This is a genomic window from Streptomyces sp. NPDC020192 (genome assembly GCF_044388685.1).
Lineage (GTDB): Bacteria > Actinomycetota > Actinomycetes > Streptomycetales > Streptomycetaceae > Streptomyces.
This window is the reverse complement of the sequence record NZ_JBIRXG010000074.1, coordinates 1-14782: the sequence shown is the minus strand read 5'-3', so window position 1 is coordinate 14782 and position 14782 is coordinate 1. Positions and strand designations below refer to the sequence as shown.

The 14782-nt window shown below is 68.1% G+C and carries 14 protein-coding genes and 1 pseudogene; 11 read left to right on the top strand and 4 right to left on the bottom strand.

Translation table 11 applies throughout. The features are described from left to right. From ACH47Z_RS46280 to ACH47Z_RS46255, 6 genes and pseudogenes are all read left to right on the top strand, one after another. A pseudogene (locus ACH47Z_RS46280) lies at positions 1-908 on the top strand (hypothetical protein); the annotation flags it as partial. After that, a complete protein-coding gene (locus tag ACH47Z_RS46275) occupies positions 878-1348 on the top strand; it encodes a site-specific integrase (RefSeq protein ID WP_399086404.1) in 471 nt (156 codons plus the stop codon). The pseudogene ACH47Z_RS46280 and the gene ACH47Z_RS46275, both read left to right, overlap by 31 nt. A 65-nt stretch (positions 1349-1413) precedes the next feature. Next, on the top strand, positions 1414-2517 hold the full coding sequence (locus ACH47Z_RS46270) for a tyrosine-type recombinase/integrase (RefSeq protein WP_399086401.1): 1104 nt from the start codon (positions 1414-1416) through the stop codon (positions 2515-2517). Between the two features lie 14 nt (positions 2518-2531). Beyond that, positions 2532-2882, top strand: coding sequence for a helix-turn-helix domain-containing protein (locus ACH47Z_RS46265; RefSeq protein ID WP_399086398.1), 351 nt, complete (start codon positions 2532-2534; stop codon positions 2880-2882). Continuing rightward, complete coding sequence (locus tag ACH47Z_RS46260) at positions 2879-5290, top strand: site-specific integrase (RefSeq protein ID WP_399086395.1); 2412 nt, start codon at positions 2879-2881, stop codon at positions 5288-5290. The genes ACH47Z_RS46265 and ACH47Z_RS46260 overlap by 4 nt, the downstream gene beginning before the upstream one ends. Before the next feature lie 25 nt (positions 5291-5315). Continuing rightward, positions 5316-5825: a GNAT family N-acetyltransferase gene (locus ACH47Z_RS46255; RefSeq protein WP_399086407.1), complete on the top strand. Its 510-nt coding sequence runs from the start codon at positions 5316-5318 to the stop codon at positions 5823-5825. Between the two features lie 82 nt (positions 5826-5907). Here the strand turns inward: ACH47Z_RS46255 and ACH47Z_RS46250 are convergent, their stop codons facing one another. Then, positions 5908-6351 carry a hypothetical protein gene (locus ACH47Z_RS46250; protein ID WP_399086392.1) on the bottom strand — a complete coding sequence of 148 codons (444 nt, stop codon included), beginning with the start codon at positions 6349-6351 and terminating at the stop codon, positions 5908-5910. 33 nt (positions 6352-6384) lie between these two features. Then, a complete protein-coding gene (locus ACH47Z_RS46245; protein WP_123980464.1) occupies positions 6385-6921 on the bottom strand; it encodes a TetR/AcrR family transcriptional regulator in 537 nt (178 codons plus the stop codon). A gap of 75 nt (positions 6922-6996) precedes the next feature. Here ACH47Z_RS46245 and ACH47Z_RS46240 point away from each other — a divergent pair, with 75 nt between their 5' ends. The 3 genes from ACH47Z_RS46240 to ACH47Z_RS46230 are packed head-to-tail and all read left to right on the top strand — an operon-like array spanning position 6997 to position 9808. Then, on the top strand, positions 6997-8046 hold the full coding sequence (locus tag ACH47Z_RS46240; RefSeq protein ID WP_399086389.1) for an aldo/keto reductase: 1050 nt from the start codon (positions 6997-6999) through the stop codon (positions 8044-8046). After that, the gene (locus tag ACH47Z_RS46235; RefSeq protein ID WP_399086386.1) at positions 8043-8762 is read left to right on the top strand and encodes a DUF998 domain-containing protein; all 720 of its coding nucleotides are present in this window, start codon (positions 8043-8045) and stop codon (positions 8760-8762) included. The genes ACH47Z_RS46240 and ACH47Z_RS46235 overlap by 4 nt, the downstream gene beginning before the upstream one ends. A gap of 11 nt (positions 8763-8773) precedes the next feature. Next, positions 8774-9808 (top strand): SDR family oxidoreductase, encoded by a 1035-nt coding sequence (locus tag ACH47Z_RS46230; RefSeq protein ID WP_399086383.1) that lies wholly within the window; start codon positions 8774-8776, stop codon positions 9806-9808. Positions 9809-10529: 721 nt separating this feature from the next. Here ACH47Z_RS46230 and ACH47Z_RS46225 read toward each other — a convergent pair. Then, positions 10530-11786: an ISL3 family transposase gene (locus tag ACH47Z_RS46225; protein ID WP_399086380.1), complete on the bottom strand. Its 1257-nt coding sequence runs from the start codon at positions 11784-11786 to the stop codon at positions 10530-10532. A 341-nt stretch (positions 11787-12127) separates the two neighbouring features. Further along, positions 12128-12661: an RICIN domain-containing protein gene (locus tag ACH47Z_RS46220; protein ID WP_399086377.1), complete on the bottom strand. Its 534-nt coding sequence runs from the start codon at positions 12659-12661 to the stop codon at positions 12128-12130. Positions 12662-13152: 491 nt separating this feature from the next. Between ACH47Z_RS46220 and ACH47Z_RS46215 the strand changes: the two genes are divergently transcribed. Beyond that, complete coding sequence (locus tag ACH47Z_RS46215; RefSeq protein WP_399086374.1) at positions 13153-14397, top strand: helix-turn-helix domain-containing protein; 1245 nt, start codon at positions 13153-13155, stop codon at positions 14395-14397. Between the two features lie 133 nt (positions 14398-14530). Further along, the coding region (locus tag ACH47Z_RS46210; protein ID WP_399086371.1) for a transposase at positions 14531-14782 on the top strand (252 nt) is incomplete at its 3' end.

Genomic DNA, 14782 nt, shown 5'->3' with positions numbered 1-14782 from the left:
TCCGGACCGTCGGCGCCGCGATCCATCGCGTGTACGCGCCCGCGCAGATCAACTACCAGTGCATGAACAACTCCGTGGCGCACGTGCACACCCACTATCTCAAAGAGCGCCAGCCCGGCCTGGACTACGCGACTCTGGACAACATCTCCCGGTTTCTGGCCCGCTCTTTCTGGGCCGACCTGGAGGCCCATCATCCCGGAATCGACTCCTTGCGCCTGCCGCCGGATGTTGCCGCCCAGTGGAAGCAGCGCGCCAGGACGAAGAGCGAGCGGCGCCGCCGCAGTGACGGCACCATCTCCGACGTCGTCACGCCCCGCCTGGACTCGGCCACCTTGATGATCGCGGTGCGCGCCCTGTATCTGGACCTGGCCCAGTGGGCCAGCGAGGAGCCGGGCCGGTGGGGCCCGTGGGTGGCCCCCTGCCCCATCAGCGAGGCCGATCTCAACGTCAGGAAGAACAGCCAGAGGGTCAAGGCCCGCATGGACCAACGCACCCGGGAGCGACTGCCCGCCCTACCCACGGTCGTCCGCGTGGCCAAGGAACTCCTGGGCCAGGCCCGCCTTCGCCTGGACGCCGTGCGCGAGGCGCCTGCCGGCGGCCGGTTCGAGGTGCTCGGCGAGACCTTCACACGCGCGAAGAGGCCCGGATCCACCTGGGCCTACGACCATGCCGGGGGCCGCCGGGATATGGCCAAGCGCGAGCACCGGGCGTTTTGGGGGTGGGCGACGATCGAGTTCCTCCAGCACACCGGGGCCCGGATCGAGGAGATGCTGGAGGCCAGCCACCACAGTCTGATCCAGTACCGGCTGCCCCCGACGGGGAGGTGGTGCCGCTGCTGCAGATCGCCCCGTCCAAGACCGACCAGGAGCGGGTCCTGTTGGTCAGCCCCGAACTCGCCGACGTCCTGAGCACCATCATCACCCGCATTCGCGACCCGCGGACCGGAGCCGTCCCCCGCGTCGTCGCCTACGACTACAACGAGCGCATATGGAATCCGCCGATGCCGCTGCTGTTCCAGTACGACCGCAGCGGCGATCCCTCCCACATGACCGGCGAGTTCCTGCGCGCATGCCTCAACGACGTCCTGGAGGCGACCGGTCTGACCGACGCCAGCGGCCTCCCCCTGGACTTCGACCCGCACGACTTCAGGCGGATCTTCATCACCGATGCGATCCGCAGCGGCCTGCCGCCCCACATCGCGCAGGTCATCGCCGGACACGCCGACATCAACACCACCATGGGCTACAACGACCCTCGGGAATTGCATCAGACGGGTGAGAAGCCGCAGGTCGCAAGCTCAGAGCGACGGTATGGCGGACTCCAACGCTACTACGAACTAGCATCCTGAGCAGGCATGTTGCCGAGATGATCCCGCCTGATGCATGATCTGCCCTCCAGAAGGGATGGTCTGGAGTGGTGCATCAGCAGAAGGTGACCCTGGCCGGGTCGGCTCACTTGGAGCTCGTGTCCGGAGTGGTCCAACTGCGTCCCGAGGACGCGATGTTCGACGCGATGGTGCGAGGCTGGCGGGCTCAGCAGAAGTCGCGGGGGCTGAAGGACGAGACAATCGACCCGAGGGAACGGCTGATCCGCCGGTTCCTCGATTTCGCGAACGAGTACCCGTGGCAGTGGACGCCGGCCCACATGGACGAGTGGTCGGCTTCACTGACGGGCGAGAAGCACCTGGCGCCGTCTACGGTCCGTAGCTACCAGGGCGACGTGCGTCTGTTCACCGAGTTCCTCATCGACGCCCGATACGGATGGGGACCCGCCTGCGAGGAAGCCTTCGGCATCCACCCGGTGGCCATCGCTCACGAGTGGAATACGCTCCCTCACTTGCAGGACTACGAGGGCGACCCGGAAGCGAGGCCGTTTACCCGCGAAGAACTGCAGCGGTTCCTCGACTACGCCGACGACCAGGTCGACCGCGCCGTGAGGGCCAAGCGCAAGGGAGCCCTCGCCGCCTACCGCGACGCCACCCTCTTCAAGGTCATCTATGGCTGGGGGCTTCGCCGGACTGAGACGTCCAAGTTGGATGTGGTCGACTTCGGGCGGAACCCGAAGGCTCCGCAGTTCGGCCGGTACGGCACGCTCAACGTCCGCTACGGCAAGGCGAAGAAGGGCCAGCCACCGCGGCGGCGGAACGTCCTGTCGGTGATGGACTGGGCGGTCGAGGCGGTCGCCGACTACGTCGAGAACGTCCGCCCCCGGTTCGGGTTCTCCGATCATCCGGCCCTGTGGATCACCGAACGTGGGGGACGCCTGCAGCCCAGCTCCATCAACGACCGCTTCGAGGCATACCGAGATGCCCTAAAACTCCCAAAAGAGCTAGTTCCGCACTCAATCAGACATTCGTATGTAACTCACCTGACCGAGGACGGAGTCGACCGTCGATTTATCCAGCAGCAAGTCGGCCACGACTGTGACAGCTCGACCGCCATTTACACGCACGTCAGCGACGACTTCATGAACACTGCCCTGAGCAAGGCACTGGCCCCGGCGTTCGCCGGCGTCTGACGAGGAAGGACCCGATGATGGCCGCCAAGCTCGACTACCACTGGCACCTGCGCAAGGTCATGGCGGACCGCGGGATGTTCTCCACCACCGAGCTCCTCCCCCCGCTGAAGGAACGTGGCATCACGCTGTCCACGAGCCAGGTCTACCGGCTCGTCGTCGAGCGACCCGAACGCCTCAGCTTGAAGATCCTCATGGCCCTGCTGGACATCCTGGACTGCACGATGGACGACCTCATCGAGCCGATCGCCACGGCCGGGGCGGCGAAGAAGCCGAAGAAGGCCGCCTCGGGAACCGGGACCACGATCTCCGAAGGCGTCGGCGATTTGCGACCAAGGCGGGCTCGAATCAGCGGAGTTGACCGGTGACCAGTGCGCCCGACGAGGTTCTCACGGATCCGGTCGGCCTGATCGTGCGGCTGGTCAGCAACGTCGAAAAGCACCTGGACCCCGACCACATCCGCGGCATCGTCTGCACGCTCGTACGCACGCGGGCCGGCCGCCGCAACCTCGCACAGGCCCTGCACGACGACCCGTCCCTGTTGCGGACCGGCATGCCACCGGCACCATTCCGCGTCGCCAAGCTGCTGATGGCTCTGCGCGAGGCCGGCGCCCAGGACGTCGCTCTGCCACACTGCGGCGAGTGCGGACGCCCACGCCCCTACGTCGGCAGTCGCAGCGGCGGCCGCTGGGGATGCTCGCCCTGCTTCGACAAATCCGCCGTCTGCGCGGGCTGCCACCAGGAACGACGCGTCGTCAGCCGCGACCGCGACGGCCAGCCCCGATGCGCGAAGTGCCCCGACACCGACGGCGATCCGGTCAAGGAGCTCACCAAACTCATCACCGATCTCGACCCTGTTCTCGATGCGGACGCCATCCGGACCGCACTCGGGACGGCCACACTCCGGCCCGCAGGCCAACGCCGCCTAGCCTGGGCCGTGATCGCCCGTCCCGAGCTGCTGACCGGCGCCGGGCACGAGGCCCCCACCCCAGCCGTGCTGCGGTTCATCGGCGAACTCGTTACCGCTGGCGCCACGAAGGTCATCAAGCCGGCCTGCCCGCGCTGCCACGGAGTGAAGGCACTGGCGAAGCTCCTGGACGGCAAGAGGATCTGCCGGGCCTGCTTCGCCAAGCACGCGGCCGTTCCCTGCTCACGCTGCGGCGCCGTCCGCGAACCTGCCACCCGGGATGCCGCCGGACAGCCGCTGTGTCCCACCTGCCTGATCCGGGATCCGATCAACCTGGAAGTCTGCGTCGGCTGCGGACGCCGCCAGCCGGTGGCCGTCCGGCTCGCCGACGGCGTCCGCTGCCAGAACTGCAGGCCGAAAGAGACCAGGGAGTGCGGGATCTGCGGACGCACCGCACCCTGCGAGATCTCCCGGGCCACCGGCCAGCCTTGGTGCGAACGCTGCCAGCAACGGTGGGCTTCCTGCAGCAGCTGCGGCACCGTCGCCCAGGCCCGAAGCGGCACCTGGAAGGAGCCCTTGTGCGCGAAGTGCACCAACCCCGACCCAGACTTCTGGGGCCGCTGCCCCGTCTGCGAGACCACCTGGCAGCTCAGCACCCGCCCCTGCCAGCGATGCGTCCTCGATCAAAAGGTACGAAGCCTCCTCGGCGATAGCACCGGGGCCATCGGACCCGAACTCGCGCCATTCCACAAGGCATTGACGAGTGCCGAACGCCCGGACGTTACCCTGGCCTGGATCACCCGCTCGAAGGTCCGGGATCTGCTGAAGCGCATCGGACGCGACGAACGTCCCGTTACCCACGACGTCCTCGACGAACTCCCACCGGGCAAGGTACTGGCTCACCTGCGCAGTGTCCTCGTGGCAACCGGCGCCTTGCCATTTCGCGATGAACGGCTCGTCGCACTGGAAAAATGGACTACGGCGACCGTCCAGGCCCGCACAGACCTCGCCGAGCGGCGGATCCTGCATGGTTACGCAGTCTGGCACCACCTGCGTCGGCTCCGACGGCGCCTCGGTGGGGAACACACCACCCGGCTTCAAGATGTCAACGTGCGCTGCCACGTCACCGCGGCCGACAACTTCCTCACCTGGCTCACCCGCGAAGGGCTTACGTTGGGGATCTGCACTCAGCCGGATCTGGAACGCTGGATGGCCGACCCCGCGGTCAGCTACCGCGACGAGACCGGCCACTTCGTCCGCTGGTCGGTACAGCACCGGCATGCCCGCGGCCTCACCTACGGAACCGTCCGCTGGACAGGGCCGCTGAGCACCATCGACAGCGAGAAACGCTGGGCCGACGCCCGGCGGCTCCTCAACGACGACACGCTGCCGACCGCCGACCGAGTCGCCGGACTGCTGCTGATCCTCTACGCACAGAAGATCGCCACCATCAGCCAGCTCACCGTCGACGACGTCGACACCAGCGGCGACACCGTCACGATCACGTTCGGGACCTCGCCGGTTGTCCTCCCGGCACCGCTCGCCGCTCTGGTCAGCGAACTCGTTGCGACCCGCTGTGGCAAGGCGAAGATCGGCACCCCTGACGACATCCCATGGCTCTTCCCAGGAGGCCATCCAGGGCGACCGCTCAGCGACAGCCAGATCGGCGTCCGGCTGCACAAGATCGGGATCCGGCCCCAGCCGGACCGCTCCACTGCCTTGTTCACCCTCGCCTCAGAGCTGCCAGCCGCCGTCCTCGCCCGGATGCTCGGCGTCCACATCCAAGTCGCCGTCCAGTGGCAGAAGGCATCTGCTGGGGACTGGGCCGCCTACGCAGCCGAGGTCAGCCGCCGCCACCATGACGTCTGAATCCAAAGGCAAGGGAGCAACACAGATGCTGCTACGTGATGTTGAGTACGGCGACGTCGACGCCTACGTCCGGATGCGATGCGACCCGGTCATGATGGCCGAGCTGGGCGGACCGCTGCCTCCCGAAGGCATGGAGGCGAAGGTCCAACGTGATGTTCAACGGGTGGCAGCGGACACCGACTGGACAAAGATGATCGTGCCCAATGAGGCCGAGCTGGACGTGGTCGCGGGAACCGTGACCTTGTGGCCCCACGACGCAGCCGGCGAGCGCATCTCCGAGATCGGCTGGATGGTGCTGCCGGAGTACCAGGGACGGGGACTCGGAAAACAGGGCGTCCGCACGCTGCTTGAGCTGGCTCGCGACGACGGCCGATGGGGGCTGATACACGCATTCCCCGCAACAACCAACGCACCGTCCAACGGCATCTGCCGCACCCTCGGATTCCGATTCCTGGGCAAGCAAGACGTGCCCTTCGCCGGTCGAGTCCTGCAAACCAACCACTGGGCTATCGACCCTCGCACCGACCTGACCTGATACAGGTCCGCAGCACGCCGGGACCCACGCGGAACCCCGAGGGCGGGAGGCATTCAGAGAGTTCCAATACCCGACTCCACCATTAGCGATCTACCCGGCCGAGGCCATCGAGGCCCATCGCGCGTTCATCGCCCGCCGCCGCTCCCTGCGCCCCAGTGAGGAGTACCGCACCCCCACCGCGGAGGAGTGGGATGCCTTCCTCGGCCACTTTGAGCGCCGCAACCTCTCCATCGGCATCTGCGCTCGCGCGTTCGGCACCTCGTGCATCCACGAACACGCCTGTGTCCGCTGCTCGATACTGCGTCCCGAGCCCGACCAGCGCGGCCGCCTGGTCGAGATCCGCGACAACCTCCTCGCCCGCATCATCGAGGCCGAACGCGAGGGCTGGCTTGGCGAGCTGGAAGGACTTGAAGTCAGCCTTGCAGGAGCCCAGGACAAGCTCGCCCAGTTGGATGCCGAACAAGCCCGCCGCAACACCGCCGTGGACCTCGGCATCCCGACCTTCCGCGACATCGGCGGACGGCACGCCAGCGCACCTCTGCAGCCGTGAGGCCCTCCACTACCGGTGCGTGCGGAGTCCGTCGAGGATGAGCGCGAGCATGTGGGGGGCCCGGTCCACGGGGCTGGACGCGGCACGCCACAACGCGCCGGTCAGCTGGAGGAAGTCCCCAGGTGCGGCGTCCACACGGATGCTTCCGTCCTTCTTGCCGGCGTCGAGGAGTTCTGTGATCGCGGCGATGACCGGCCCGTAGCTCTGCTCGCTGATCGCCTGGTGCACGCCCGGGGTGAGTGCGTCGCCGAGGCCGTGCTTTCGCCGCATGGCCTCGACGAGGTCCATCGTCCAGTGTCGGAGGGCTTCCAATGGCGGCATCTGGGCCAGTAGGTCGGGCACGGTGCCGGTGATGCGTGCCACCTCGTCCTGGTTGACGGCCAGGACGAGCGCCTCGCGTGTGGGGAAGTTGCGGTACAGGGTGCCCGCGCCGACTCCGGCGCGCTGGGCGATCTGGTTCATCGACGTGCTGCCGTCCGCGGTGAGCGCTTCGCGTGCGGCGGCGAGGATGCGTGCCCTGTTCTCACGGGCGTCTGAACGGACCACGGGACCTCACGTTGCTAAGCGGAGAGTTCTCCACTACGTTATGTGGAGAGCTCTCCGCATACTTTAAGGAGCGTCATGCATTACATCAAGCTCGGCATGACCGGCCTCGACGTGTCCCCGATCGCGATCGGTGCGATGACCTACGGCGAACCCGACCGCGGGCATCCCGTCTGGTCGAAGGGCGAGGAGGACGCGCGCCCGCTCATCAGGCACGCACTGGAGGCGGGGATCAACTTCTTCGACACCGCGAACATGTACTCCAACGGCTCCAGCGAGGAGATCCTCGGCCGCGCGCTCAAGGACTTCGCCGACCGCGATGCCGTGGTGATTGCCACGAAGCTGCGCCACCCGATGCGGCTGGGACCGAACGGCCGCGGCCTGTCGCGCAAGGCGATCATGACCGAGGTCGACCACTCGCTGCGCCGCCTCGGCACGGACTACATCGACCTCTACCAGATCCACCGCAACGACCACGCCACCCCGTGGGAGGAGACGCTGGAGGCACTCAGCGATCTCGTGAAGGCCGGCAAGGTCCGCTACCTCGGCGCCTCGTCCATGCACGCCTGGGAGTTCGCGAAGGCGCTGCACCTGCAGAGGCAGCACGGCTGGGCACGGTTCGTGTCGATGCAGGACCACTACAACCTCCTCGCCCGTGAGGAGGAGCGGGAGATGATCCCGCTGTGCCTGGACGAGGGCGTCGGCACGATCATCTGGTCGCCGCTGGCCCGCGGCCGTCTCGCCCGCGCGTGGGACGATGCCCGCTCGACGGCGCGCTCCGAGACGGACGGCGCGTACGCGGACGCCCTCTACTCGCCCGAACAGGAGGCGTCCAACCACGCCATCATCGATGCGGTCGGACAGGTCGCGGACGCGCACGGCGTCAGCCGCGCACAGGTCGCACTCGCCTGGCTGCGCCGCCAGCCGGTCGTCACCGCACCCCTGGTCGGCGCCGGCTCGATCCGGCAGATCGACGAGGCCGTGGCCTCTCTCGACATCGCACTGACCGACGAGGACGTGCGCGCCCTGGAGGCACCGTACACCCCCCGCCACGACTGGCAGGGCGTATCCGACGAGGCCGAGATGGAGGCCATCCGCAAGCGCGTTCCCGGCATGGCTCTCGCATGAACCCCATCGTCCGCTCCGGCGCCGCTGCCCGCGCCGGAGCCCTCCTCATCCTTGTCGGCCCGCTCGTGTCCTGGGTCGCCGAGTTCATCACCGCCGCCGCATGGCAGGACCCACCGTACTCGCCCCAGTACAACTGGGTCAGCCACCTCGGCCTGACCGGCCCGCCGCAGACCGCGTTCGGGCAGGTCGCCAACTCCCCCCTCGGTGCCGTCATGGACACCGGCTGGGTGATCTACGGCACCCTCCTGATCGTCGGCACGTTCCTCGTGTTCGACCCGCGCAAGGGCGCCCGCCCCATCGTCATCGTGAGCCTCGCCGTCCTCGCCGGTGTCGGAGTCTCGCTCGTCGGCATCTTCCAGGGCTCCAACGCCAACGTCGACAACGGCCAGATCACCTTCCACACCGTCGGCGCGCAGTGCGTCATGCTCGCCGGCAACATCATGGCGATCGCCGTCGGAACCTGCGGAACCCGCATCGGTCTCACCAGTGGCCGCTCGATCGCGAGCACCGCGCTCGGCACCGCCGGACTGATCGCATTCCCCCTCTTCATGACCGATGTGTTCACCGGCTGGATGTGGAACATCGGCCTGTTCGAGCGCGCCGTCATCTACCCGATCATGATCGGCCACGCCCTCCTCGGAAGCAGCGTGGCCGCCACCCAGCGCCACCGTGCGACGCACCCGCCGGCACCCCTTACCGCACGAGCCGAGAGCTGAAGGAGAGACAGATGACACGAGTACTGGTCACCGGAGGAACCGGATTCATCGGGAGCTGGTGCATCCAGGCCCTGCTGGATGCCGGGCACACCGTCCGCACCACGGTCCGCGACCTGCGGCGCGAGCCGGCGCTGCGCTCCTGGCTGCACGCGGCCACACCGTTCGACGACGACCGGCTCACCGTCGTGCGCGCCGACCTCGAACACTCCGAGAGCTGGGACGCTGCCGTCGCCGACTGCGACTTCGTCCTCCACGTCGCCTCGCCGACCCTGCGCCACACGCCGGCGAACGACGACGACCTGGTGGTCCCCGCGCGCGAGGGTGTCCTGCGGGTGCTGCGCGCAGCCCGCAACGCCGGTGTGCGCCGGGTCGTCCTGACCAGCGCCTTCGGTGCCATCGGGATCGGGCACCCCCCGCGCTCGGCCCCGTTCACCGAGGAGGACTGGACAGACGTCGACAGCGACATCCCGCCCTACCAGCGGTCCAAAACACTCGCCGAACGCGCCGCCTGGCAGTTCATCCAGGACGAAGGCGGTGGCCTGGAACTGGCGGCGGTTCATCCCGTGGGGGTCCTTGGACCCCTGCTCGGCCTGGACGACCCGCCATCTCTGCGTCTGGTCCGCAGAATGCTCGAAGGACAGGTTCCCGCGTGCCCTCCCTTCGGGATGGGCTTTGTCGACGTGCGCGACGTCGCGGACCTGCACCTGCGCGCGATGACCGATCCGGCAGCCGCTGGCGAACGCTTCCTGGCCATCGCCGGGCACAGCCTGCGCGTCATCGACATCGCACGCATCCTGCACGACCGCCTCGGTGAGCGCGCCGCGAAGGCCCCGACCCGTGAGCTGCCCGTGTGGGTCGCCCGCACACTGGGCATCGTGAACCCGGAACTGCGCCTGCTCAAGCACCAGCTCGGCCGGGATCTCGACGCCACAAGCTCCAAGGCGGAGAAGCTCCTCGGATGGCGGGCCCGTCCCATCGAGGACACCATCGCGGAGACCGCCGAGAGCCTCCTCGCCCACGGCATCGGGACAAAGACCGCCTCGTAGCCAACCGACGCGACAGCCTTGAGGCACCGAAGGTGCGTTGGACTGGTGACCCGGAACGACTGTGTCCGCTGGTCCTGGGGCCGCGCCAGCGTTCGGTGCGGGCCGCCTGATTGCTCGGTGGTTGAGCGGGGACGGGAGGCTCCGGACTGGCATGGCAACCGGCATGTTCCGCAGGCGCCCGTCCCTTAGCCGGTGAAGGCATCAGCGTCGTGGGTGAAGAGAGAAGTGGCTCTGCCATCGGCAGGGCGTGTCCGCCGAGCGTCCTCATCCACGTCGCTCCTGCCGCAGGCCAGTCCGCAGAGTCAGCGGAGCTTGAAGACGCGCCAGTTCAGAGAAGTCACGAGACCGAAGCTGATGGCGCCTGACCAGATGGTTCGGGGCATCGGTAGACCTCCGTGAGTGCCCCGAGCACGACCAGCCTACGAACGGCTTCGGCGGCCCGCATGCGCGCTCCCGGCGGCCGACCCCACCCTGGATGAGCAACCGGGACTCCGAAGGCCGTCGTCTACCCGCCGGCCGAGGACGGTGGTCGGAGGGTCCGCGTCGGCAGCCGGTTCATGGGGATGGCGTACACACTCCTCGACATCGCCGAGTTCCTACGACGGACCGGGGCCGAAGACGTCGAGCCCGAGGATGTGGCGAGCGCGGCCTGGGTGGAGTGGCGGGCGCCGGGCCAGACGTGTGGGCGCCGCCCGGGTAGGTCGGAGCGGCTTCGACCACATCACCGACCCCTGACCTGCCCTGGTCGGGCGGTATCCCGGGGCCGCATGATCCACGAGGTGATCTTGCGAGGGCTCGGAATGTCGGCCCGGATCGGTTCGGCGGTGCCCGCGCGGAGGGCGGCGAGGTGTTTGCGGACGACCTGGCGGCTGCCACGGTAGCCGCGAGCCTGGATCTCCAGGAACAGCCGGGTGCCGCTGACCTGGCCTTGCGTCCCGGTGAAGCGAGCGTTGAGGTATGCCTTGAACGGCTCCAGGACGCCGTTGGGGCGGCGGTCGCGGGCGGAGGCCAGCAGCTCGTCGAGGTCGGTGTCACGAAAGCGGCGCACGGTCTTGCGGTCGAGGTTCAGCCGGCGGGCGATGGCGCTGATCGTCCAGCGTTTCTCCAGCAGGCGGTGGATGTCCTCGTAGCGGTGGCGGGTGCGTTCGAGGATCTGGGTGCGGGGCAGTTCCGCGGGCGGTAACAGCATCGGGGCCGCCTCCGGCACCTCGGTCACCGTCTCCCCCTCGGCACGTTTGCGCAGGCAGTCGCGGCGCTGGTGGCAGGTCTTCTCCACCGCGGCGAACAGGTTCTGCAGCAGGTGCCAGCGATCCGCGACTTCGAGGGCATTGGGGGCGGCTTCCTTGACCGCCTCTGTGTAGGCAGTGGCCCGGTCCCGGCAGATGATCTCGACTCCGGGATGCTCGGTGAGCCAGGTCGCGAACGTCTCGGAGGTGCGGTCGGGCAGTACGTCCACGACCCGGCCGGCCTCGACGTCGACCAGCAGGGTGCCGTAGGTGCAGCCCTTGCGGAAGGCGAACTCGTCCACCCCCAGCACCCGCGGTGCACGGTCCGGCACCGCCGGCGCCGTCAGCAGCCTGAGCAGCCGGGTTCGGCCCGCGGTCAGCCGCAGTCGGCGGCACAGCCGTGCGGCGGGACGGCCGCCGAGCTCGATCGCGATCGACCGCAGCCAGCCCACAAGCCCGGTACTGGAACGGCGGTAGCGCGTGGACAGACCCGGCACCTGCTCGACGAACGTCGTACGGGAACAGCTCTTCCGGTCGCAGAAGTACCGGCGCACCCGCAGCCGGACGATGACTCGGCGTGAGCCCAACGGCCGCTCATCCAGGGTGCGTTGATACGTGCTGTGCACGCGGCGGGCCTGCTTGCGACAGTTCGGGCACCGGCCTGGACGGGCCGTCGACACCGCCTCCACCACCAGGATGCCGGAGGAGTCGTACACCCCCTCCACCCGCACATCGATTCCGGGAAACAGCACATCCTCAACCGCCTTGCTCGCCACGGCAGGAAGTACGCTGCCGAAACGATCCCGCGTTCCTACTGCTGACCTGGGGATTCACGGAACCGCGGCCAGAGCCGTGAAAATCACCAGCCCTGCTCTTCGTCCGCCACTCGATTGAGCAATCAACGAGGGACCGGGACCCGCCCGTTCGTCGAGTACGGGGCCGTGCGGCTCATCAAGGGCGCCTACGGCGCCGCTCTACGATGAGCTGCCTCACCGTGGCCAGGCCCGCCCCGTCCCGGAGAGGACGTCCTCGCAAAGAGCTGCGCCGGGGCGACGGCCCTACCGCCGCCCCGGCCGCGACCGCAACAACAGCCTCAGGCGATCCACGTCCAGTACTGGTTGTTGGAGCCGCTGTCGGACCACACCCGCTGCTGGCTGCCGTCCATGTCCAGCAGGAAGCGGTCGTTGTAACTCAACCTGTAAGCTTCCAGGTTCTTGATGTGCTGGGTGTAGTTCACGTTCATCGTGAACCCCCACCTCTGTTGGCCGTTGTTGTTGCACGTCCACGTCTGCACAGCCGCGCCGCCTGTCAGGTTGTTAGCGTCCGCGTCCAGGCACAGCCCCGTGGCAACGTTCACCGCCTCGTACCAGGTGCCGCCCGCGCCTTCATCGCCTTCGGGATAGATCGTCCATTTCTGCGAGTCGGTGTTGGCACAGGGAGCCAGGGCCGTGCGCGCGCCGATACCGCCCGTCGCGGCGACGCAGTAGTTGCCCCACCCGTAGTTCTTCAGCCGGAACGTCCCGACCGGGGAGTCCGCGCTGGCGCTGCCCGCACCCGCCCCCACCAGCGAAGCCAGCGCCACAGAAAAGGCCGCAGTGGTAAGGGCCAGTGTCCTGCGTACACGCATGTGAGAATTTCCTTCCCCCGAAGAAGGCCGGGACGCTGCCAGGGCCGCGGCGCCGGCAGCGAGTCGGTTCCTGAGCTTCATGAGTTCCCCTTGTGTGCGATCACGGCCAGGCATGGCCGCTCGACTTTCCCCGTTGTTGCCGCTCGGGCCAGCCTTGCGCGAAGCGGCACGATCAGGCTGCCTCATGAGCGTGGCGGCGGCCCGCTTGACCCCCTGGCGGCCAAGAGTCTTTCTCATGCCCTTCTCCATTTCATCTGGGTGTAGGGCCAGCCTGAGTGGTTGACGCGCTCTCGCTATGAGGCTGCCGCCTGGGGTGGCCCGGAGTGAGGTGACGGGTCGGGGCTGGCCGAGGGTTTCCTGTGCCGATCGTCCACAGCCCCCCACGGCGGTGACCAGGCAGAACGGCCGGAAGAAAGACCGGCAGTTTCCCCGGCAGATATCCCTGTGGTGTACTCACCTGCACAGATCTGGATCATCCGGCGGGGGACGTGATGAACGAGGGCGGATTCGGGGCGCACTTACGCGCCCGGCGCAGCAGGGCCGGGCTGACGCAGGAGGAGCTCGCCGAACGCTCGGGGCTGAGCGTGCGGTCCATCCGTGACCTCGAGCACGGCAGGGTTGCCCGGCCCCGCCGGCAAACGTTGCGGCTGCTGGCCACGGCACTCGGCCTACCTGAGGACGAGGGCGAGGAACTCCTTCGCCTTGCCCGTCAGGCGTTACCACCGGCTCTGGCCGGGCCCGTTGACGCCGAGTTACCGACCGCTCCCGCCACGACGGCACCCCACCGCGGTGACGATCCACATCCCGCAGCCGTCCCGCCGGACGAGCCGGACACGCTCTTGAAGGACGAGGCCAGCGGCCGTCAGGCCCGACACGGGCGTGGGAGACGACCCGCGGCACGCTACTTCCTGCTCGCCGCCCTGCTGACGGTCGCCGCGCTCTCTTCCGATCACGACCCGCTGTCCGCGCTGCCGTCCCACCACGGCCCGAGCATCTCCCAGACCACGAATCGAGGCCCGCTGTCCGCGCTGCCGTCCCACCACGGCCCGAGCGTCTCCCGGACCACGAGCACGGGTGCCTATGCCGCCCGGATCGGCAACCTCGACGTCGCGACCCCTGAGGGTCCGTCGTTCATCGGGACCGATCTGCCGGTGCTGCACGCGGTCGCCCGCGGCCAGACGCTGATCGTCACCGTCGCGCTCACCGGTGCGGGCTCAGGTGCGGTCACCGTGTCCGACACGGCCGGCAACACCTACCGGCCGGCCGGGCAGATCAACGTCCACGGCCGCCTGCAGCTCTTCGCAGTCCTCCGTGCCAGGCCGCTGGACACACTCGATCGGATCACCATTCGCTGGCCGAGAGCCACCGTCACCCATATCACGATCGGCGTCGACGCGTTCCGGGGGATCACTGCCGCCGGACCCTGGGCCGATTCCGAATTGGACATTGGCTACAAAGCAACCGACATCGGCGGCCTCACGCCATGTTCCGTAGGCGACCTCTTGTTCATCGCCGTGAACGCCTCAACCGACCCCGCCCCCCAATTCGATGCGCCCTGGCGGGAAACGCCCTGGCAGCCCGTGGACTCACCACCCGACAACCCCACGCTCACGACGGCCTACCGCTCCATCACCTCCACAGACGACGACTGCACAGTCCCCGGCACCGCGACCCCACCATGGCAGTCCATCACCCTGCGCCTCCACGCAGAGGCAAGACCAAGCAGCACGCGCTGAAGTCGATACATGGCGTCCCGCTGCGTTCTCAGAGGGCGGTATGAGACTACATACGGGTTTTGTCGTCACCTGAACGTATGACGGTGCGGCATCCTGGCCGGTCGGCGGCTATGGGCATGTTGGGCTGGGCACCGTGAGCGAGCGCAAGCCCTACAAGACCGACGTGAGTGACGAGCAGTGGGCGCTGGTCGAGCCGGTGATCGCCGCGTGGAAGGCCGCGCATCCCTCGGTCAGTGGCCATCAGGGCCGGTACGCGATGCGGGAGATCGTCAACGCGCTGCTCTACCAGAGCCGCACCGGCTGCCAGTGGGAACTGCTCCCGCACGACTTTCCGCCGGCCGGCGCGGTGAAGTACTACTTCTACACCTGGCGTGACGACGGCATC